This is a genomic window from Nocardia sp. JCM 38205 (genome assembly GCF_058222935.1).
In genome coordinates, this window is record NZ_JBYHFL010000005.1 from 263,219 (window position 1) to 284,022 (window position 20,804).

Annotated in this window: 15 protein-coding genes and 2 pseudogenes; 3 read left to right on the forward strand and 14 right to left on the reverse strand. The window is 69.3% G+C overall.

What is annotated here, in order from left to right; genetic code table 11:
* Positions 1-8: 8 nt before the first annotated feature.
* Positions 9-2,432: a cation-translocating P-type ATPase gene (locus AC4HOU_RS20130; RefSeq protein ID WP_490724932.1), complete on the reverse strand. Its 2,424-nt coding sequence runs from the start codon at positions 2,430-2,432 to the stop codon at positions 9-11.
* A 93-nt stretch (positions 2,433-2,525) separates the two neighbouring features.
* On the opposite strand from AC4HOU_RS20130, the gene rarD reads away from it, so the two are divergent.
* Both rarD and AC4HOU_RS20140 read left to right on the forward strand, forming a co-directional pair.
* On the forward strand, positions 2,526-3,464 hold the full coding sequence (gene rarD, locus AC4HOU_RS20135; RefSeq protein ID WP_490724933.1) for an EamA family transporter RarD: 939 nt from the start codon (positions 2,526-2,528) through the stop codon (positions 3,462-3,464).
* A 162-nt stretch (positions 3,465-3,626) separates the two neighbouring features.
* The gene (locus AC4HOU_RS20140) at positions 3,627-4,556 is read left to right on the forward strand and encodes an ADP-ribosylglycohydrolase family protein (RefSeq protein ID WP_490724934.1); all 930 of its coding nucleotides are present in this window, start codon (positions 3,627-3,629) and stop codon (positions 4,554-4,556) included.
* A gap of 70 nt (positions 4,557-4,626) precedes the next feature.
* On the opposite strand, the gene AC4HOU_RS20145 is transcribed toward AC4HOU_RS20140, so the two are convergent.
* The 4 genes and pseudogenes from AC4HOU_RS20145 to AC4HOU_RS20160 all read right to left on the reverse strand — a co-directional run.
* Positions 4,627-7,902: an arabinosyltransferase domain-containing protein gene (locus AC4HOU_RS20145; protein ID WP_490725068.1), complete on the reverse strand. Its 3,276-nt coding sequence runs from the start codon at positions 7,900-7,902 to the stop codon at positions 4,627-4,629.
* A gap of 145 nt (positions 7,903-8,047) precedes the next feature.
* Positions 8,048-8,557 carry a WKL family lipoprotein gene (locus AC4HOU_RS20150; RefSeq protein ID WP_194991245.1) on the reverse strand — a complete coding sequence of 170 codons (510 nt, stop codon included), beginning with the start codon at positions 8,555-8,557 and terminating at the stop codon, positions 8,048-8,050.
* 117 nt (positions 8,558-8,674) lie between these two features.
* Positions 8,675-8,854: pseudogene (locus tag AC4HOU_RS20155) on the reverse strand (DUF3553 domain-containing protein); the annotation flags it as partial.
* Between the two features lie 921 nt (positions 8,855-9,775).
* Positions 9,776-10,903: pseudogene (locus tag AC4HOU_RS20160) on the reverse strand (DNA polymerase IV); the annotation flags it as partial.
* A gap of 456 nt (positions 10,904-11,359) precedes the next feature.
* Here AC4HOU_RS20160 and AC4HOU_RS20165 point away from each other — a divergent pair.
* The gene (locus tag AC4HOU_RS20165) at positions 11,360-12,235 is read left to right on the forward strand and encodes a UTP--glucose-1-phosphate uridylyltransferase (protein ID WP_036535374.1); all 876 of its coding nucleotides are present in this window, start codon (positions 11,360-11,362) and stop codon (positions 12,233-12,235) included.
* Between the two features lies 1 nt (position 12,236).
* Here the strand turns inward: AC4HOU_RS20165 and AC4HOU_RS20170 are convergent, their stop codons facing one another.
* The 9 genes from AC4HOU_RS20170 to pgeF form a co-directional block, all read right to left on the reverse strand.
* Positions 12,237-12,782, reverse strand: a complete 546-nt coding sequence (locus AC4HOU_RS20170) for a C40 family peptidase (RefSeq protein WP_375139413.1) — start codon at positions 12,780-12,782, stop codon at positions 12,237-12,239.
* A gap of 427 nt (positions 12,783-13,209) precedes the next feature.
* The gene (gene ileS, locus AC4HOU_RS20175; protein ID WP_194992254.1) at positions 13,210-16,359 is read right to left on the reverse strand and encodes an isoleucine--tRNA ligase; all 3,150 of its coding nucleotides are present in this window, start codon (positions 16,357-16,359) and stop codon (positions 13,210-13,212) included.
* Between the two features lie 330 nt (positions 16,360-16,689).
* Positions 16,690-16,890 (reverse strand): DUF2207 domain-containing protein, encoded by a 201-nt coding sequence (locus AC4HOU_RS20180; protein WP_163815577.1) that lies wholly within the window; start codon positions 16,888-16,890, stop codon positions 16,690-16,692.
* A gap of 48 nt (positions 16,891-16,938) precedes the next feature.
* The gene (wag31, locus tag AC4HOU_RS20185) at positions 16,939-17,787 is read right to left on the reverse strand and encodes a DivIVA-like cell division protein Wag31 (protein ID WP_163815579.1); all 849 of its coding nucleotides are present in this window, start codon (positions 17,785-17,787) and stop codon (positions 16,939-16,941) included.
* A gap of 69 nt (positions 17,788-17,856) precedes the next feature.
* A complete protein-coding gene (locus tag AC4HOU_RS20190) occupies positions 17,857-18,159 on the reverse strand; it encodes a YggT family protein (RefSeq protein WP_036535351.1) in 303 nt (100 codons plus the stop codon).
* Positions 18,160-18,248: 89 nt separating this feature from the next.
* On the reverse strand, positions 18,249-19,013 hold the full coding sequence (locus AC4HOU_RS20195) for a cell division protein SepF (protein WP_194992552.1): 765 nt from the start codon (positions 19,011-19,013) through the stop codon (positions 18,249-18,251).
* Positions 19,010-19,159 carry a hypothetical protein gene (locus AC4HOU_RS20200; protein WP_194992553.1) on the reverse strand — a complete coding sequence of 50 codons (150 nt, stop codon included), beginning with the start codon at positions 19,157-19,159 and terminating at the stop codon, positions 19,010-19,012. The genes AC4HOU_RS20195 and AC4HOU_RS20200 overlap by 4 nt, the downstream gene beginning before the upstream one ends.
* A 107-nt stretch (positions 19,160-19,266) precedes the next feature.
* Positions 19,267-20,013: a YggS family pyridoxal phosphate-dependent enzyme gene (locus AC4HOU_RS20205; RefSeq protein ID WP_194992554.1), complete on the reverse strand. Its 747-nt coding sequence runs from the start codon at positions 20,011-20,013 to the stop codon at positions 19,267-19,269.
* Entirely contained in the window at positions 20,010-20,747 is a 738-nt protein-coding gene (gene pgeF / locus AC4HOU_RS20210; RefSeq protein ID WP_490724935.1) for a peptidoglycan editing factor PgeF, read from the reverse strand. Before pgeF ends, AC4HOU_RS20205 begins: the two co-directional genes overlap by 4 nt.
* Positions 20,748-20,804 lie beyond the last annotated feature (57 nt).

Sequence of the window (20,804 nt, forward strand, 5' to 3'; positions counted from 1 at the left end):
CGCGTCGCTCAGGCGGCCCCACCCGGGGACGCCGGGATGAGTTTGTGCTCCTCATCGCGCAGCGACGCGGTGATCCACCAGGCCGCCTCGACCAGCACGATGCCGACCACACCGCAGACCACCGCGGCCGTGGTGAGCCCGACGTTGGACGGGTCGAGTTTGAAGAACTCCCTGGTGAACGGGATGGTGAACAGCAGCAGATAGGCCAGCACCGAGGCGCCGAGCAGCACCACCTTCCACCACACATAGGGCCGGGCCACGATGGCCAGCACCCACACCGCGATCATGATCAGCGTGATGAGCGCGGTGGTGCCCGCCTGCACCGTCTGCTGCTCGGTCGCCTCCGGCCCCGCATAGGCGATCAGATACGCGACGAAGGTGGCCACGCCGATCACCACACCGGAGGGAATCGCCAACCGCATCACCCGGCCGACGAAACCGGGGCGAGCCCGCTCGTTGTTGGGCGCCAGCGACAGGATGAACGCCGGGATGCCGATGGTGAACCAGGCCGCGATGGTGACATGTCGCGGCAGGAACGGATACCCGATCGGCTCGTAGTCGAAGATCTGCGACCCGGCACCGGCCAGACCGACCAGGAACGCCAGCAGCACCGAATACACCGTCTTGGTGAGGAACAGATTCGAGACGCGTTCGATATTGCCGATCACCCGGCGACCCTCCCCCACCACATACGGCAGGGTCGCGAACTTGTTGTCCAGCAGCACGATCTGGGCCACCGCGCGCGTGGCCGGACTGCCCGAGCCCATGGCGACACCGATATCGGCGTCCTTGAGCGCCAGCACATCGTTGACGCCGTCACCGGTCATGGCGACGGTGTGCCCGCGCGACTGCAACGCACCCACCATGGCGCGCTTCTGATCCGGGCGCACCCGGCCGAAGGTGGTCTCCCGGTCCAGCACATCGGCGAGCGCGTCGCGGTCCTCGGGCAGCCCGCGCGCGTCGACGGCATGGTCGCCGCCCGGCAGCTCGAGCGAGGCGGCCACCGCGCCCACCGATACCGCGTTGTCACCGGAGATGACCTTGATCGCCACGTCCTGACTCGCGAAGTAATCGAGGGTGTCGCCGGCGTCCGGACGCACCTTCTGCTCCAGCACCACCAGCGCGGCCGGGGTGACGACGCCCGGCGCGTCGGGCGCGTCGACGGCGCGATCGCTGGTGGCCAGCAACAGGATCCGCAGGCCGGAGGACCCGAGTTCCTCGGCCCTGCGGGCATCCTCGGAACCGGCATCGAGCAGCACATCGGGGGCGCCGAGCAGCCAGTTCCCGTGCTCACCGTAGGAGAAGCCGCTCCACTTCTTGGCCGAGGAGAACGGCGCGACCGCGGTGTAGGACCAGTCCGGCCGGTCGGGAACCGCCTCGGCGATGGCCTGCACGCTGGCATTGGGGCGCGGATCGTCGCCGGCCATGGCGGCGAGCGCGCGGCGGATCTCGGCCTCGTCGCCGGCACCGAGCACCTCGAGATCGGCCAACCGCATCCCGTTCTCGGTGAGCGTGCCGGTCTTGTCCGCGCACACCACGTCGACGCGGGCCAGGCCCTCGATCGCGGGCAGTTCCTGCACCAGGCATTTGCGCCGGCCCAGCCGCACCACCCCGACCGCGAACGCGATCGAGGTCATCAGCACCAGCCCCTCGGGCACCATCGGCACCAGCGCCGCCACCATGCCGGTGACCGCGGGCCGCCACGACTGACCGCTGGAGAACAGCTGGTTGTAGATGATCAGCGCACCGGCCGGGATCAGCAGGTAGGTGATGACCTTCAGGATGGTGTTGATGCCGTTGCGCAGTTCGGAATTGACCAGGGTGAACTTGCTGGCTTCCTCGGCCAGCTTGGCCGCATACGCGTCGCGACCGACCTTGGTGGCCCGGTAGGCACCGGAGCCGGACACCACATAGCTGCCCGAGAGCACCTGCGCGCCCAGCTCCTTGTGCACCGGATCGGCTTCGCCGGTGAGCAGCGACTCGTCGACCTCGAGCAGTTCGGATTCGACCACCTCGCCGTCGACCACGATCTGATCGCCGGGACCGAGTTCGATCAACTCGTCGAGCACCACATCCTTGGGTGCGATCTGCTCCGAGCGGCCGTCGCGGCGCACCGTCGGCTTGGCCTGGCTGACGATGGCCAGCTGATCGAGGGTGCGTTTGGCGCGGATCTCCTGAATGATGCCGACCGCGCTGTTGGCCACGATCAGCAGCCCGAACATGCCGTCGATCACCGAACCGGTTGCCATCACCAGCACGAAAAGCACACCGAGGATCGCGTTGATCCTGGTGAACACATTGGCGCGGACGATATCGCGCACCGAACGGCTGGCCCGGTCGGGCACATCGTTGGTGCGGCCGTCACGACGACGTTCGTCCACCTCGGCGGCGGTCAACCCGGTCGAACGCGGCGCCTGCACGGATATCGACATGGCTGCCAGCCTAAGCGACGGCGCCGGGCGCGGGCCGTCACCGGCCACCGGTGGTGAGCAGCCGTGTGGCGCCGCGACGGTAGGTTCGGACGAGTGCGGCGGACCGAATCGATTCCTGGGGTTGCGTTCGGGGTCGGCGCGTACGCGTCCTGGGGCGCGTTCCCGGCCTTCTTCGGGCTACTGGCCTTCGCCTCGGCCACAGAGGTGCTCGCGCAACGCATCCTCTGGACCCTGGTGGTCGTGCTCATCGTGCTCGGCGCGGTGGGCAGGCTGGGCGAGCTGCGCCGGATCTCGGCGAGCACTTGGCGCTACGCGGCCGCGGCCTCGGCGGCGATCTCGCTGAACTGGGGTGTCTACGTCTACGGGGTGATCTCCGAGCAGGTGGTGCAGTGCGCGCTCGGCTACTTCATCAACCCGCTGGTCACCGTGGCGTTCGGGGTGCTCATCTTCCGGGAACGCCTGGCCGCCGCGCAGTGGGTGGCGCTCGGGCTCGGCGCGTCGGCGGTCGCGGTGCTCACCGTCGATTACGGGCGCCCGCCGATGATCGCGCTGACGCTGGCGTGCTCGTTCGCCGTCTATGGACTGGTGAAGAAGGTGATCCCGCTGGACGCGTTGCGCGGGGTGGCGGCCGAGGGCTTGATCGCGGCACCGTTCGCGCTGGTGTTCGTGATCGTGCTCGCCGTCACCGGGCAGGGCAGCTTCGGCGGCGGGTTCTCCGAGAGCGCGCTGCTCATGTCGACCGGCCCGGTGACGCTGGTGCCGCTGTTGCTGTTCGCGGTGGCCGCCCAGCGAGTCCCGCTGTCGACCATGGGAATTCTGCAATATCTGACACCCGCCCTGCAGTTGGCATGGGGCGTCGCGGTGGCAGGAGAGCCGATGCCCGCCTCGCGCTGGGCCGGTTTCGCGCTCATCTGGGCGGCACTGGCGGTGTTCACCGTGCACGCGCTCGTCCGCTCCCGCCGGCGGGTGGAGACGGCAGAATCGGACTCCGCTGCCCGTGGCTCGGGCTCGGAAGGCACCGCGGCTCGCTGATTCGCCGGGCCGATACGACACTCATACCGCCCAGCTATCGGTCACCGCGGCTGTGAGGACCCACAGACGATGGGCGCGCAGGGCTCGCGTCGGTTACATTCTGCCGTCGAATCGATCTCAAAATGCCCTACGACAAGGGGTTTTATGTGACAAGGGGTATCAGTGACATTGGATGACGCGCAACTGGATCGGGCCGCGGGCGCGCTGCTCGGTAGTGCGGCCGGAGACGCGCTGGGCGCCGGCTACGAGTTCACCTATCCGAGCGCCGACCAGGTGATCGATATGGTCGGCGGCGGCATGTTCGGCTGGGCGCCCGGCCAGTGGACCGACGACACCTCCATGGCCGTGGCGATCGCGCTGGCCGCGGACACGTCGGACAAGGGCATCGATCTGGACGAGGTGGCCGCCGGGTTCATGGCGTGGTGGGATTCCCAGCCGCCGGATGTCGGGGTGCAGACCTCGAAGGTGCTCAGTGCGCGGCCCAGTTCGGCGCGCGGCATGCAGGCGGTCGCCATGTCACTGCCCGGGCTCACCGGCGGCAACGGCTCGCTCATGCGCACCGGGCCGGTCGCCCTCGCCTACCTCGGCGATCCGGTCGAATGCGCAAGGGCGGCCGGCGCGATCGGGCTGCTCACCCATCACGATCAGCAGGCCGTCGAGGCCTGCAAGATCTGGAGCCACGCCATCCGGCACGCGATCCTCGAGGCGAACTTCGACGGCGTGCGCGACTACGTCGCCGCCTGCCCCGCCGCCGACTACTGGAACCCGCTGCTCGATCAGGCCGAAACCGGGACCCCGCAGGACTTCCCGAAGAACGGCTGGGTGGTGCACGCCCTGCAGACCGCATGGTGGGCCATCACTACCACCGATCAATCCGGCCCCGACCACCTGCCGCGCGCGCTGGAGCAGTGCGTGCGCGCGGGCAACGACACCGACACCACCGCCGCCATCGCGGGCGCGCTGCTCGGCGCCCGGTGGGGTGCGTCGGCGGTGCCGTCGCGCTGGCGCGAGCTGCTGCACGGCTACCCCGGGCTCACGGGGAACGACCTGGTCGCGCTGGCGCACCGGATCGTGGTGAAGAACGCGGGGTAGCCGATCCGAGTGCGCGGGCGCCCGGCCGTGGCTGCGATGGGCGCGAGCGTCGCCCAGCGCAGCCACAGGCTCAGTACGAGGTGATGATGTGGCCGGGCGTCCACGTGCCCGAACGCCGGACCTGCTCGACCGAGACCCTGGCGGCCTCGGCCTCCGGATCCACCGGAATGAACTGCTCGATGGAACCCCAGTCCTTGTCCCAGTCCTGATCCAGATACGCCGGCAGGGTGCGGGCGGTGAACAGCAGCTGGGTCCAGCCGAGCGGGCCACCACCATCGTGGGCCTGCCACATCGTGGTGATCGAAGCGCCACCACGGTCGGGCAGGATCCGGTACTGCGGCAGCTCGGAGACGCCGTAGCGGGTGGGCAGATGGTTCTGGCACGGGAAGTTCAGTCCCACAGCCCAATCCAGCAGCACCGGGGTCTGCGAGCCCAGCAACTGCGTCACCGTTGTCGTCTGCGGCACCCGCGGCGGGGTGACGGCCAGCCACTGGTCGGCGCCGAGATCCTTGTCCTCGGCGACCACGCGCACCACGTCGGCGTCGCCGGGCAGCTGGTCCAGCGGGACGCGCAGGTTCCGCCACACCGGTGCGGGGCCGATATCCAGCGGCAGGATCGTGCCGCGCGGGGCTACGCTGCCGTCGGGCCGGGTGCTGCCGTATTCGAGTTCGAGCCGCTGGCCGGGCCGTTCGATCCCGTCGGCGTCGACGGAACGGATCCGGCCCGCGACCGCGATGGCGATGATGTCGCCGCGGCTGCCGTCGACCACGTCGGGCAGCCGATACCAGTCGGTGGTCAGGGCGGCCGGAACCTGATCGTCGGCGCTGTAGGTGCCGAGCACCGGCGTGGTGGCCGGATCCAGGCCGAAGGGCAACGGCACGTTGCTGCCGTTCACGCCGCGACCGGTCGAGGTGTCCGAGGTGGAGCCGGCCGAGGCCGCCGCATCGCGGATCTCGTCCGGGTCCGAGGACACCGTATTGGCTCGGCCGGTACTGGTTTCGAGCTCCTCGGACACCAGGACCGGGGCCACACCATTGGGTGTGAAGCCGGTGGATTCGGTCCCGGCCAGCGCGGCGGCGCTGTCACCGGACAGCGGCCGCAGCATCGAGGCGTTCGGATCCGGCTCGACCAGAACGTCGTCGGCAAGGCCGCAACCATCCGAGAAGGTCGCGGCGATATTGGATTTCGCCAGCGAGTAGGCCGGGTACTGGGCGACCGCGGCCTTGGCGAAGGACGCCACCTCGAACACCACCATGGCGGCCGCCACGATCATCAGCACCGGTGTGCGCGCGAGCCGCCCCGCCGCCGACCCGGGTGCGGGCTCGGCGCCCGGGCGGATGTGGAACCACGCGGCCACCGCCAGCGCGAGCACCGTCAGGCCCATCATGAACGTCGAGAACCCGAAACCGGCGAACGACGGCGGCTTGTCCCACCACGGGATGCCCCACGACGACACATACCAATAGCCGTTGGCGGCAACGAAACTCATCGCAAGGGTGAAGAAGACCGCGGCCGCGAACAGCGCCCGGTTGCGCACCGGGCGCATCACCTTCGCGCTCACCGCGACAGCGGCGAGCGCCGCCGCGCAGGCGGCCAGCCCGGCGAAGACACCGAACTGATGGTTCCACTTGGTCGGCGCGAACATCATCAGCACCATGGCGCCGAAGGTGATGCCGATGATGCGCCGCGACGGCCCGGCCGCCGTACCGGGGATGTGGCCGCCGCGGCGCAACATGGTGACCACGCACACCAGCAGGCACACGAACATCAGGAACACACCGAAGCGGCGGGTCAGCCAGCCGTCGCCGCTGGGCTGGATCAGGTACTGGTAGCGCAGGTATTCGAAGAACCAGGATTCACCGGGACCGATCCGGTCGTGCACGTACAGCATCTCGGTGAACGCGCTGAAGCTGCGGTCGGCGAAGATCACCGTCAGCACCAGCACGCCCACCGCGAACAACGGCAGCAGCTGTGCCGGATAACCGACAGTCTTGGCGCGGTGCACGATCACCGCGGTCACCGTGCGCGCCCCGGCGATCAGCGCGGCCACACAGATCACACCCGACGGCGCGGCGGTCAACGTCATCGCGGCGATCAGAATCGCCAGCGCCGCGGGCAGCAGCCGCCGGGTGGCGATGGCGCGCTCGACCGACACCCAGGTCAGGATCACGCCGGTGGCCACGACGAACTCCGCGCGCAGGCCGTTGTTGTAGGGCAGCCAGAACGCCAGGAACACCAGCGCCGAGGTCCACACCGCGATCTTGCTGTCGCGCACACCGGCACCGAGGCGCGGAATCACCTCGCGGCTGATCACCCACCAGCAGACCAGGGCCGAGAGCAGCACCGGCAACCGCACCCAGGTGCTCGCCACCGACACATGCGTCATCCAGCCGATGACGTCGGTGTAGGGCGTGTAGAACGGCGCCTCGTCGACGGAGAACCAGCGGTAGTAGTTCGACATGTAGCCCGAGCTCTGCGCCCCGCGCGCCATGCCGAGGATGTAGCCGTCGTCGGAGGTGTTGGCGCCGATGAAATGCCACACCAGCAGCGTCGCGAACACCACCAAGTCGACCGGGGTCAACCGCCACCAGCGCGCGGGCAGGAACCGGCGGGCGCGGCGGCCGTCGAGGCGGTCCAGCCGATACAGCGCCACCAGCGAAACCAGCGTGGCCGCCACGGCGAGCACGATGACGACGAGCTTGATCGGCGTCGGCGAGGTGGAGTAGCGCGAATCGACCTCGATATCGACACGCATCCCGGCCGGCACGGCACCGGCCAGATCGCTGAACACGCCGACCACCTGCGGACGCAGATCGCGTTCGGTGGCGGCGCCCGCGGGGCCCGCGCCGGTCACCGACACCGCCGCCCGCGCGGTGGAGACGTCGATCGACAGCGCACAGTCCTGACCACGCACCTGATCCAGCGGCGCCGACCACAGCAGGGTGTTGCGCGAGACCGCGTCCACGCGGCCGGGACGTTCCGGGGTGTCGGCGACGACCTTGACGACGAAGCCGTAGCGTTCCATATCGGCCGACTGGCGCGGGACGGTGGAGAACACCACGCCGCCGGAATCGGCCAGCTGGGAGATCGCCGCGCACGGCACCTCGGCGGTCAACCTGATCGGCGCATACGACACCAGCGGGGCCGCGACGCTACGGGCCGCGTCGTCCTGTGGCCAGCTGATCGTGGCGGCGTCCATGCGCACCGGGAGGAACGGCACCGCGAGCGCGCACAGCGCGCCGATGAGTGCGGCGACGATGGCGACCGGCCGCGCCCGGCCGCCACGATCAACGGGTGCCGGACGGGGTTCGGTTGTCTCGCCGGGCCGTTCGCCCGCCCACACCATCGTGTCAGCCACGGAGCTCGATACTAGCGGGTAGGGCGGTGTGGTCGGTTCGCCGCCGATCGGGGTGGCGGCGGCGCACCTACGCGTAACGGCCGATGCCCCGGTGGGCATCGGCCGTTACGCGTTGTTCAGGTGTGCGAGCCGATCAGGCCGGGCAGGCCGGCGACTGCATGCTGGCCGCCTTGAGCATGTCGCAGGCCCACTGCTGCTGGACCTTCCACTTGCCGTCCTCGGCGACGAACGGGACCGTGACCGGGTTGGTCTGGCCGTTGATCACGAAGTTCGCGTCAGCGCTGACCGTGTCACCGAGGGCGGTCACCCGGACCACCTCGATGGAGGCACCGGACTGCTGGTAGGCCTGGGTCAGCGTGTTCGGCAGGTTCGGATCCGCCTCGGCGCCCTGGATCCACTGCAGCTTCTCTTCGTTCGGCACGTTCGGGTCGAGCGCGCGCTGCAGCTGCTGGTTGAGCTCCTCGACGGTGGGGACCGGCGGCAGGTTGGGGTCGGCGGCGTCGGCGGTCGTCGACTGGCTGGTGGTGGTCGACTTGGCCGGCTTGTCCGATTCCTTGTCGTCGCTACCACACGCGGTCATGGTCAGCGCGGCGGCCACGGCCAGGCCCGCGATGGCGATGCGTCCGGTCTTACGAAGCTTCAACTGCTCGTCCTTTGCGTTCGAGTGGGGTTGTGTCGTTGGCACTATGGCAGCCCCGCCCGACCGGCGACGCTGCACGAGTTACCAAGGCTACCCGCCGGTCGGTCGGGCGCGTACCCGTCAGTCCAGACTGCCCAGCGGGTCGGCCCGCGACAGCGCGGGATCGTCTGCCGCGAAGGTACGCGCCGAGCCCGGTCCCGTCGAGCGGGTCTCGAACCGCACCGTCACCCGGCCGTGCCCGGCGCCCTGCACCCAGCCGTGACCGAAATCCGGGTGGCGGACGTCGGTGCCGCGATGCCAGAGCGGTGCCGCCGCCTCGGCCGGAGCATGGCGGATCGCACTGGTCACCGCGGAATCGCCGCTCGCCGGACCACCGCCCGACCCGGCATCACCGCTCGGCCCCGCGCCGCGGTCCGGCACCGCGTCACGGCTCGGCCCCGTATCACGGCTCGGCCCCGCATCACCGCGTCCCGCAGCACCGCCCGGCCCCGCCTCACCGCCCGGCCCCGCATCACGGCCCGGCCCCGCATCACGGCCCGGCCCCGCAGCACCGCTCGCCCCCGCAGCACGGCCCGGCCCCGCGTCACCGCCCGGCCCCGCCTCACCGCCCGCCCCCGCAGCACGGCCCGGCCCCGCGTCACCGCCCGCCCCCGCAGCACGGCCCGGCCCCGCGTCACCGCTCGCCCCCGCGTCACGGCGCGGCCCCGCGTCACCGCCCGGCCCCGCAGCACCGCCCGGCCCCTCGTCACGGTCCGACACCGCCTCTTGGCCCAGGCCTGCGTCACCGCTCGGCTCCGCGTCACGGCCCGGCACCGCGTCACCGCTCGGCTCCGCAGCACCGCCCGGCACCGCGCCACCGCCCGGGTCCGCAGCACCGCCCGGCCCCGCGTCATAGCCCGGCCCTGCGTCATGGTCCGACACCGCGTCTTGGCCCAGCCCTGCGTCACCGCTCGGCTCCGCGTCACCGCCCGGCCCCGCGTCATAGCCCGGCCCTGCGTCATGGTCCGACACCGCGTCTTGGCCCAGCCCTGCGTCACCGCTCGGCCCCGTGTCATGGCCCGGCACCGCGTCACCCCGCGGCCCTGCATCACGGTCCGGCTTTGCGTCACCACGCGGCGCCTGGTCGGCTGACGACTCGGGACCGAGGCGGGCGCTACGCCCGGCGGAGGTGAGGACCGGCTCGTCGACCTCCAGCTCGTCGTCGCGGACGATCGCGGCGAGCTCCGGCATCCGGTCCAGCTCCGGGAACAGCGATTCCTGGCGCACATCCGACAACCCCCCGTAGCCGACGCCGACCAGGCGGATGGGGCCGAGTTCCTGCGGGTCGATGGCCGAGCGCTGGGCGGCGGCGGTGAGGGTGGCGAGGTCCTCGGTGGCGTAGGGCAGGGTGAACGATCGGGTGACGATGCTCATATCGGACTTCTTGAGCTTGAGCACCACGGTGCGGGCGGCGCGGCCGTCGCGGGCCAGGCGGCGATGCGCGGACGCGGCCATGTCGTCGATGGCCGGACGCAATCGGTCCAGGGTGACGATGTCGTGTTCGAACGTGGTCTCGGCGCTGATCTGTTTGGCCTCGGCGCGCTCGGTGACGGGCCGGTCGTCGATGCCGCGCGCCAACCGGTGCAGCGCCGCGCCGACACTGCTGCCGAGGATCGACACCGCCTCCGCCTCCGGTAACGCCGCGAACGCGCCGACGGTCTCGATGCCGAGCGAGCGCAATTTCGCATCGGCCACCGGGCCGATCCCCCAGAGTTTGCGCACCGGCAGGGCGGCGAGCAGCTGCTGTTGTTCGGCGGGCGAAACCACCCGGATGCCATCGGGTTTGGCCAGGCCGGAGGCGATCTTGGCGAGCTGTTTGCCGGTACCGGCGCCCACCGAGGCGACCAGCCCGGTGCGTTCGCGCACCAGCGCCCGCAGCTCGGCGCAGAATTCGTGCACCTGAGCAACGGATGCGCCGGCCAGTTCGGCGGGTTCGCCGAACGCTTCGTCGAACGACAACGTCTCGAGCACCGGGATGCGGCTGCGCAGCGCGTCGAACACCCGCCCGCTCATCACGCCGTAGACGGCGCCGCGCGGCGGCACGACCACCGCCGTTACCCCGACCAGCCGCCGCGCCTGATGCATCGGCATCGCCGAGCGCGCGCCGTACACCCTGGCCTCATAGCTGGCGCCGGCGACCACGCCGCGTCCGCCGGTGCCGCCGACGAGCACCGGCCTGCCGCGCAGGGTCGGCCTGGTCAGTTGTTCACAAGAGGCGAAGAAGGCGTCCATGTCGATGTGCAGTACCCAGCGGCGGGAAGTGACGGCGGCCGGATCGGCAGCGTGGGCCAGATGCTGCGGGCTCACCATCGGGTCGCCGGGCGTTGGCTGAGACGGTCCGGCAGCTGTCCCGGGCATTCCGATCATGAGCGCGCCCGGGTCGACCGGTCATCGGCACCGGTGCGGGTTTCGGACGCACCACGGTCTGCGTGCACCGCCCCGGAATCCAGCGGCCGACACCGGGCTGCTGCGCCGCTCCCCGCTCGAAGAAGAACGCCATACGCGGTGACGGTCCCAGGACTGGCGCACATGGGCAGGAATTTACGCGTGCGCACCGACAGGTTCGGCGCAGTCGCGCACCACCGGGCCCGGCGCGGCCCGGATGCCTGCTCGTCGCTGCCGGTTTGCCTGCGGATTCCTCCCCGGCCCAGCTACCGCCGCAACGGCGCTGACCTGCCATGATCAACCAGGCCCCGGCACCGGTGAACCGCCGATCCGGCCCGGGGATCGGACTCGGCGCGGCGCCGGATATGTGATGATCGGTCCATGATGATCCGCAAGGCTGTGATTCCCGCCGCCGGTATCGGTTCCCGCCTGCTGCCGCTGACCAAGGCGATCCCCAAGGAGATGCTTCCGGTCGGCGACAAGCCGGTGATCGAGCACACCGTGCGCGAACTGGTCGCCTCCGGCATCACCGATATCACCATCGTGGTCAGCGGCGGTAAATCGCTGATCCAGGACCACTTCCGCCCCAATCCGGCGCTGGTGGCGCAGCTGCGCGCGGACGGGAAGACCGCCTACGCCGATGCCGTCGAAGAGGTCGGCGAGCTGTCGCGGGCAGGCCACATCACCTACCTGGACCAGCACGGCCCCTACGGCAACGGCACCCCGGTGCTCAATGCCGCCCGCGCCCTGGGCGACGAGCCGATGCTGGTGCTGTGGCCCGATGACGTCTTCGTCGCCGAGACCCCGCGCGCCCAGCAGCTGATCACCGCCTACGAGACCACCGGCTGCCCGGTGCTGGCGCTGATGCCGATGGATCCGAACGAGTCGCAGCGCTACGGCGTGCCGATGGTGCACGAGGATCTCGACAACGGGTTGCTGCGCATCTCGGGGCTGATGGAGAAGCCGAAGCCCGAGGACGCCCCGTCGGCGTACGCGGCGATCGGTGGCTACGTGGTGACGCCCGGCATCATCGAGGAGCTGCGCAAGCAGACCGAACGCTGGTACACCCACCGCACCGGCGAGGTCTATCTCACCGATGCCATCAATGCCTTCGCCTCCGGGCACGCGGTGTACGGCCAGGTCATCAAGGGCCGCTGGTACGACACCGGTAATCCGGCCGACTACCTGGTCGCCCAGTTCGCCACGGCGCTGGCCCACCCGGATTACGGCCCGCGGCTGCGCCAGCTGATCGACTGAGTCAGAACCGCCGGATCGAGTAGATCTCGAACTGGTTCAACGGCGCGAGCCCGACCGGGACGCCGCGGCCGTAGGCGTTGAAGATCTGCCCGAACCCGGCGTAGATGCCGACGTGTGAGGCGTCGGCGTTGAGGATCACCACATCGCCGGGCGAAAGGGCATAGCGCGGGACCTCGGCACCCACCTCGGCCTGTTCCCAGGTCGTGCGCGGCAGCCGCACCCCGACCTGCGCGTAGGCCCACTGGACCAGCGCCGAGCAGTCCCACGAATGCGGCCCCTCACTGCCCCATTCGTAGGGTTTGCCGGCCTGGGTGATGGCGGCGGCCAGCGCGCCGAGCCCGGCGGGGCTCGGCAGCGGCAGCGCGGCCGAACCGCTGGAACTTCCCGAGCCGGAACCGGATCCGGAACCCGAGGACGATCCCGAGTCGCCGCTACCGGACGAGCTGCCGGTGTCGGGTGCGGCGACGGCGGGGGTGGCCAGAGTGATTGCCGCGAGGGCGGCGAAGCAGAAGCCGGTGATGGTCCGGCGCAGTGGGGTTCTCGTCACGTGCTCGCCCTTCGGTCGGCCCGGCCGACGAGCCGTCCACCGGGACGCGTATCAGGTAGAACAATCCGTACCGATAGTCACTGCGGCACCGGCAGGAACTTCAGCCCCAGCAGCAACAGCCCGATTGTGCCGCGCCGTAAATGCGAGCACCGCGGATTCAGTTAATCCCCGGTGTGTGATTTACATCACAATTCAGGTCGTGGCGAAGCGCACGAACGCGGAGAGGACGAGGGGCCACACCGCCCGGCAGGACCGGAGGAACCGTCCCGCATCCGGCACGACCGAGATTCGACGGCGCCGAGCTACCGGCCGAGCACACTCGCCCCTGCGCCTCTGGCCAGCGCGGACGACGGCCCGCAGCACGGACCGGCCCCCGAACGAACCGGCGTGGGCGGCGATCCGATCCCGCCGCCCACACCGGCCGCACTCACGCCTTCGCCACCGCGGCGCGGGCACCGCCGACCAACTCGGCCGCCTCGGCACCCGCCGCACCGAACGTCAGCTCGGTAGCCAGGATTTCGCCAGCGATCAGATCCCGATGGGTTTGCGCCCACGCCTGCCGGTCCTCGGGCACCTCGAGCACCACGGTGATCCGGTCGGAGACGTCGAGGCCGAGCGACTTACGGGTCTCCTGGAGATCGCGGATGAGGTCGCGAGCCCAGCCCTCGGCCTCCAACTCCTCGGTGACCACCGAGTTCAGCACGACCAGACCGGCATTGCCCGGCAGGGCCGCGGTCGACTCCGGCTCGGCTGCCACCAGCCGCTGGGTGTACTCCTCGGGCAGCAGCTCGATACCGGCCGCGCTCACCACGCCGTCGGCACTCTCCGACCACTCGCCGGCCTTGACCGCCTTGATCACCGTCTGCACGTCCTTGCCGAGGCGCGGGCCGGCCGCACGGGCATTGACGACCAGCTCGAACCGGCCGTGCGAGGCGACATCGGTGGTGAGATCCACCTTCTTGACGTTCACCTCGTCGGCGATGATGTCGGCGTAGGGCACCAGCCGCTCGGCGTCGGCCGCGGCGATGGTCACCTCGGCCAGCGGCAGCCGCACCCGCAGGTTCTGCGCCTTGCGCAGGCTCAGCACCGTCGAGCACACCGTGCGCGCCTCGTCCATCGCGGCGACCAGCTCGGGATCGTGCGGCAGCTCCTCGGCGGCCGGCCAATCGGTCAGATGCACCGAACGCCCGCCGGTGAGCCCGCGCCAGATCACCTCGGTGATCAGCGGCAGCAGCGGAGCGGCCAGCCGGGTGGTCACCTCCAGCACGGTGTGCAGGGTGTCGACGGCGTCGCGCTCCTCTTCCCAGAATCGCGAACGCGACCGGCGCACATACCAGTTGGTCAGCGCGTCGGCGAAGGTGCGCAGTTCATCGCAGGCGCCGGCGATGTCGTAGACCTCGAGCGCCTCGGTGATCGCGTCCCTGGTCACCGCGAGCTTGGCCAGGATGTAGCGGTCGAGCACATGCGCCGAATCCGTGCGCCACACACCCGGTTTCGAGGCGTAGAGCTGCAAGAAGGTCCACGCGTTCCACAGCGGGCGCAGTGCGTGGCTCACGCCCTCGCGGATGCCGCGCTCGGTGACGATGAGGTTGCCGCCGCGCAGGATCGGCGAGCTCATCAGGAACCAGCGCATCGCATCGGAGCCGTCGCGGTCGAACACCTCCTTCACGTCCGGGTAGTTGCCCTTGGACTTGCTCATCTTCAGCCCGTCGTCGCCCAGCACGATGCCGTGCGCGGCAACGGTTTTGAACGCCGGGCTGTCGAACAGCGCGGTGGCCAGCACGTGCAGGGTGTAGAACCAGCCGCGGGTCTGGCCGTTGTACTCGACGATGAAATCGCCCGGGAAGTGGCTGTCGAACCAGTCCTTGTTCTCGAACGGGTAGTGCACCTGGGCATAGGGCATCGAACCCGACTCGAACCAGCAGTCGAGCACCTCCGGCACCCGGCGCATGGTGGACTTTCCGGTCGGATCGTCCGGGTTCGGGCGGGTGAGCTCGTCGATCATCGGACGGTGCAGATCGGTCGGGCGCACACCGAAATCACGTTCGAGCTCATCGAGCGAGCCGTAGACGTCCACCCGCGGGTAGGCCGGATCATCGGAGACCCACACCGGGATCGGGCTGCCCCAGTAGCGGTTACGGCTGATGTTCCAGTCCCGCGCGCCCTCGAGCCACTTGCCGAACTGGCCGTCGCGGATGTGCTCGGGCACCCAGGTGATCTGCTTGTTCAGCTCGACCATCCGGTCACGGAACCGGGTCACCGCCACGAACCACGACGGCACCGCCATGTAGATCAGCGGCTGGCCCGAGCGCCAGCTGTGCGGGTAGGAGTGCTCGATGGTCTCGTGCCGCAGCAGCTTTCCGGCGGCCTTGAGGTCCTTGATGATCACCGGATTGGCGTCGAAGACCATCAGGCCCTCGTACGGCGGCACCATCGAGGTGAACTTGCCGCCAGGGTCCAGCGGCTGCACGATCGTGATGCCGTTGGCCGTGGCGACATCCATGTCCTCTTCACCGAACGCGGGCGCCAGGTGCACGACGCCGGTACCGGAGTCGGTGGTGACGTAGTCGGCCGACAGCACCCGGTGGGCGTTGGGGTGGCCGAGGAAGAAGTCGAACGGCGGCCGATACGTCAGCCCGACCAGTGCGGCGCCGTCGTATTCGGCGAGCACCTCGGGCTCCTCGCCGAACTCACGCGCGTAATGCGACACCCGTTCGGCGGCGAGCACATAGCGCTTGCCGTCGGCGCCACGCAGATGCACGTAGCGCACATCGGGATGCACCGCGATCGCGAGGTTGGACGGCAGCGTCCACGGGGTGGTGGTCCAGATCAGGGCATTGGCGCCGTCGAGTTCGTGCAGCGGATGCTCGGCGGGCACCGTCAGCACCATGTCCACGGTGACCGCCGGGTCCTGACGCATCTTGTAGGCGTCGTCGAGGCGGGTCTCCTGATTCGACAGCGGGGTCTGCTCGTACCAGCTGTAGGGCAGCACCCGGAAACCCTGATAGATCAGGCCCTTGTCGTAGAGCGACTTGAACGCCCACATGACCGACTCCATGAAGTCGAGATCGAGGGTCTTGTAGTCGTTGTCGAAGTCGACCCAGCGCGCCTGCCGGGTGACATAGTCGCGCCATTCCCCGGTATACCGAAGGACCGACGTTTTACACGCGGCATTGAATTCCGCGAGCCCCATCGCATCGATCTGTGATTTGTCCGTGATACCGAGCTGCTTTTCCGCCTCGATTTCCGCGGGAAGTCCATGACAGTCCCAGCCGAATCGCCGATCGACGCGCTTACCGCGCATCGTCTGGAAACGCGGGATCAGATCCTTCACATATCCGGTGAGCAAATGGCCGTAATGCGGCAGACCGTTGGCAAACGGCGGGCCATCGTAGAAGACGAACTCGCCTTCGCCCGAAGTGCCTGCCTGCGAGCGGTTTTCGATGCTGGCGCGGAAGGTGTCGTCGGCGGCCCAGGCGTCGAGTACGGCGCGTTCCAGGTCGGGGAACGACGCGCCCGGCCCGGCGCCGAGGTCGACGCGGGGATATGCGCTGCTACTGGAATTCTCGTCCGCCATCGCGGTGCGTCTCCTCGTGCCCGTGCGCCGTAGCGCACTCTCCTCGGCACGGGGACGACTCCGGCGCCCGGTGCGCCGAAACCGCGGTACCACCCCGCTTGTCCAGGCGCCCCCACCGGCGCCGGACCTCTCGTCCTGAGCTGTGACGGGCTCACCCGTTCGGTTCTAATGAGTGTGCGGCGGCCCTAGCTGGGCGAACACACCGTTCTTCCGAAGGCTCCCCGGTGATGGCCGGATCGACGCCGTATTCATGTTTGATTCTAACCAGTTCGGTCAAACCAGTATTTCGACGGCCACGCCGCCGCGACGGCCACGCGAACCGGCAAACGCTCAGCGCTTGGCATGCCTGCCCTGCGGGGGCCGGTCGTCACCTTCGGGTTTTCCCATCGACAACGCGCTCACCAGCAACAACACAGCTCCGATCACACACACCACGATGCAGCCCCACGCCCAGACGACCGAGCCGGTGGTCAGCGCTGCGACCAGTAGGGCGAAGCCGATAGCGGCGAGGACAAGCGTCAAGACGAGCATGGTGACCCCCAGGGGATGCCAGGCGGCCCGACTGCGTCTGAGGTGTGACTATTTGCCACCCTTGGCGAACGACGCGGGCGCGAGGTTGTTCGAACCGGTGTCGAAGGCCTCGCCGCCGTCGACGGGCACCGCGGACCCGCGGTTCTCCAGCTCTTCGAGCTGCGATTCCAGGTAGGACTTCAGCCGCACGCGGTACTCGCGTTCGAAGGTCTTGAGCTGCTCGATCCGGCTTTCCAGCACCGTGCGCTGCTGGGTGATGGTCGCCATGATCTCGGTGTGCTTGCGCTCGGCGTCGGCCTGCAGGGCGTCGGCCTTTTCCTTGGCCTGGCGCAGCTGGTTGTCCGAACGGGTCTGCGCGTCCGACAGCATCGCTTCCGACTTCTGGCGGGCGTCGGCGATCATCGCCTCGGACCGGGTGCGGGCATCGCCGACGAGTCGCTCGGAATTCGCCCGGGCATTCGACAGCAAATTCTCAGCTTCGGACTTGGCATCGCTGGTGAGGCGATCGGCCATCTCCTGGGCGAGGCTGAGCACCTTGGCGGCCTGCAGATTGGAGTCGGCGCCCGCGGGATCCTTGGCGGCGGGCGCGGGCGCGGCAATCGGCGCCGGCGGCGCCGCGGGCACCGGTGGTTTCACCGGTTCGGGCGGAGGTGCCTGCTGGACCGGCTGTTTCGCGGTGGCGACGGCCGCATTGCCCCGGTTCTTCTTCGCATCGGCCAGCTCGGAATCGAGCTCGGCAACCCGCTGGCGCAGGTCTGCGTTCTCCTCGATCAGGCGCGAAAGCTCCTGCTCCACGAGATCCAGGAAGGCGTCTACTTCGTCTTCGTTGTAGCCGCGCTTCCCGATCGGCGGTTTGCTGAACGCGACGTTGTGCACATCGGCTGGGGTCAGCGGCATGGAAGGATCCCTTCACGCGTCTTTTGGAGATCTAGCAGATCTGGCGAGCTGTGTCCTCGGCCCATTCTGTCACACCGGGGCTACCGGCTGCCCGAGCCTGCTCACGATCGACATCAGGATGAAGACGATGAATAGCAGGACCATTATCGACAGATCGAGCCGAATTCCCCCCAATGACACCGGTGGTATCAACCGCCTCAGGAGTTTCACCGGAGGGTCGGTGATCGTGAAGATCACCTCGAGGATGACGACCACGATGCCACTGGGGCGCCAGTCACGGGCGAAGCTACGGATGAACTCGACGATCACCCGGCTGATCAGCAACAGCCAGAAGATGAACAGCACGAAGTACAGCACCGCGAACAAGGCCACGACCTCACTCTGCCGCAAAATCGGCGTCGCGCAAAATGGCCGCGCCGACCAGTTCGACCCGCATCCGGCTCTCCCCCCGGTTCATGATGCTATTTCTGGTTGTAGAAGCCTGTTTCGGCGATCCGGCGGCGTTCCTCGGCCGATACGTCGACATCGGCAGGTGAGAGCAGGAACACCTTGGTGGCCACCTTGTCGAAGGAGCCGCGCAGCGCGAAGGCCAGGCCCGCGGCGAAGTCGACCAGCCGTTTCGCGTCGGCATTGCTGAGATCCACCAGGTCCATGATCACCGGGTTGCCCTCGCGGAACCGCTCGCCGATGATCCGGGCCTCGCTGTAATCGCGCGGGCGCAGCGTCGTGATCTTGGACAAGGGACCTCCGTCCTCGAAGATCGCGGGACGGCGGGCGACGACGGGATCGGGACGCATCCGCTCTTCCAGTCGCCGTTCCTCGGCCTCGGGATCGACGGCGAGCGCACCACGGGTGGCGCCACGCATGATCGGCGCGCCGGCGCCGGCCCGGAACCGGCCCGAAGCCGCGGCGTCGATGCGCGTGGGGCGGCGCGGCGCCTCGTAACGGTCCTCGCCGTAGCTCTCGGCGGTGTAATCGTCGCGCCGGGCGGGCGGGTAGCCGGCCTGGTACGGCGACTTGTAGGCCGGCTCGTCGAACTCGGCGTCGTCGTAGCGGTCGTCGGCGTACCGGTCGGCGCCGTAGCCGGGACGGTCGGCGTAGTCGCGAGGCCGGCGCGTGCCGCGTTCGTCCATCGGGCGAGGGCCACGATCGTCGACGTAGTCGTCTTCGTAATCCTCGAGCGGAACCATGCCGAAGTAGGCCTTGAATTTGTGCAGGGTACTCATCGTTCCACCTCGCTAACGCTCGCCTCGGGCATGGCCACGACGGCCCTGGTCCCACGCTCGCTCATTTCCTCCCCCTTGCCGACACCCGACTCCGCCGTGACCACGATGGTGGCGGTGTGTATCGCTCGCTCACTTCGCTCGCTCATCCTGGTCGACCTTCCTTCGGCCCCGGTGACGGCCGGGTGTTGAAGTCTTGCTCAGCCCCTCGTCGGTCCCAGCATATGTGTCGAATGTGACTGATGAGGTTTCTTTGCTACGCCGAGGTTATCGGTCGGGCGCCCATGAGAGCGGTACCGACACGCACACACGTGCTCCCGTGTTCGATCGCCGATTCCAGATCTCCCGACATTCCGGCCGACAATTCCGACGCGCCGGGATGAGCGGCGGTCAGCTCGGCGTGTACAGCCGCCAGCCGCGCGAAGGCGGCGGCCGGCTCCACCTCCAGCGGAGGTATCGCCATCAGGCCCGACAGCCGCAGCGCGGGCGCCTCGGCGATCCGATCCGCCAGTGCCGCAACGGCATCCGGCGCGACACCGCCGCGACCAGGATCCTCGTCCAGGCTCACCTGGATGAGCACGTTCAGCGGTGCGCCGCGCTCCCCCGCCTCGAGCGCCGCGGCGGCCGCGACGTCAAGGGCCGTTGCCAATCGTTCGCTGTCCACCGAATGCACCGTATGCGCCCAGCGGGCGACCGATTTGGCCTTGTTGCGTTGCAGCCGCCCGATCATGTGCCACTGGATATCCGGGTGCCGGGTGAGTTCGGACACTTTCGCGCTGGCTTCCTGCTCGCGTGATTCACCGAACTCCCTGCGGCCGAGGCTATAAAGGATTTCCACGTCCGCGGCGGGAAAGAATTTCGTCACCGGCAGCAGGCGGACGCTGCCCGGGTCGCGGCCGGCGGCCGCGCAGGCGGCGTCGATGCGGTCGAGCAGCGCGGCCAGATTGGCGGCCAGTTCGGTGGTGCGGCGGTCGAGGGTCTGAGCGGTGCTCGTCGGACTCACGCCTGCGGCTCCCCTTCCTCCATCCAGATGACTCCGCCGAGCCGGCCGGTCGGTGCGCCGCGGCGGTGGCTGAACAACGTCTTGTCCTCGATCGTGCAACGCGGATCGACGGCGACGGCGCCGACGCCCGCGGTGGTGAGCTGACGGCGCAGCCCGGCCCGCAGATCCAGGCCGGGTGTGCCGCGTTCGGTGGTGGTGGCACTGCCGGGCAGATGCCGTTCCACATCGGCGCGCATCTCGGCGGGCACCTCGTACTGCCGCCCGCTGGCGGCGGGCCCGAGGAAGGCGCCGATGCGGTCGATGCGAGCGCCGACCGAGACCATGGCATCCAGGACGCGGGGCACGATGCCGATGCGGGCGCCGATCCGGCCCGCGTGCACCGCGGCGATCACCCCGGCTTCGTCATCGGAGAGCAGGATCGGCACACAGTCGGCGGTGACGACCACCAAGGCCAGCCCGCCGACGGTGGTCACCAGCGCATCGGTGGCCGGTACCGGTTCGGGGCGCGGCCCGTCGACGATCTCGACGTTGCGGCCGTGGATCTGTTCCATCCAGACCAGCCGCTGCGGCGGCAGGCCGATGGTCTCGGCGAGCCGCTCGCGGTTGCGGCGCACGGCCTGCGGATCGTCACCGACATGGTCGCCGAGATTGAACGAGTCGTACGGTGCGGCGGAGTAGCCTCCGGCGCGCGTCGTGACCACGCGCCGGACTGTGCGAACCGAAACCGATGTCATGCCGACGAGCGTAGTCGGCTCTCGCCTATCCGCCGGTCAGCGCGGGTGCGCGGGTGA

Excerpts from the sequence above, each read along its gene's own strand:
- wag31 (WP_163815579.1), bottom strand. The coding sequence starts at position 17,787 with ATGCCGCTGACCCCAGCCGATGTGCACAACGTCGCGTTCAGCAAACCG.
- AC4HOU_RS20165 (WP_036535374.1), top strand. The coding sequence starts at position 11,360 with ATGATGATCCGCAAGGCTGTGATTCCCGCCGCCGGTATCGGTTCCCGC.
- ileS (WP_194992254.1), bottom strand. The coding sequence starts at position 16,359 with ATGGCGGACGAGAATTCCAGTAGCAGCGCATATCCCCGCGTCGACCTC.
- AC4HOU_RS20145 (WP_490725068.1), bottom strand. The coding sequence starts at position 7,902 with ATGGTGTGGGCGGGCGAACGGCCCGGCGAGACAACCGAACCCCGTCCG.
- pgeF (WP_490724935.1), bottom strand. The coding sequence starts at position 20,747 with ATGACATCGGTTTCGGTTCGCACAGTCCGGCGCGTGGTCACGACGCGC.
- AC4HOU_RS20195 (WP_194992552.1), bottom strand. The coding sequence starts at position 19,013 with ATGAGTACCCTGCACAAATTCAAGGCCTACTTCGGCATGGTTCCGCTC.
- AC4HOU_RS20130 (WP_490724932.1), bottom strand. The coding sequence starts at position 2,432 with ATGTCGATATCCGTGCAGGCGCCGCGTTCGACCGGGTTGACCGCCGCC.
- AC4HOU_RS20180 (WP_163815577.1), bottom strand. The coding sequence starts at position 16,890 with ATGCTCGTCTTGACGCTTGTCCTCGCCGCTATCGGCTTCGCCCTACTG.
- AC4HOU_RS20200 (WP_194992553.1), bottom strand. The coding sequence starts at position 19,159 with ATGAGCGAGCGAAGTGAGCGAGCGATACACACCGCCACCATCGTGGTC.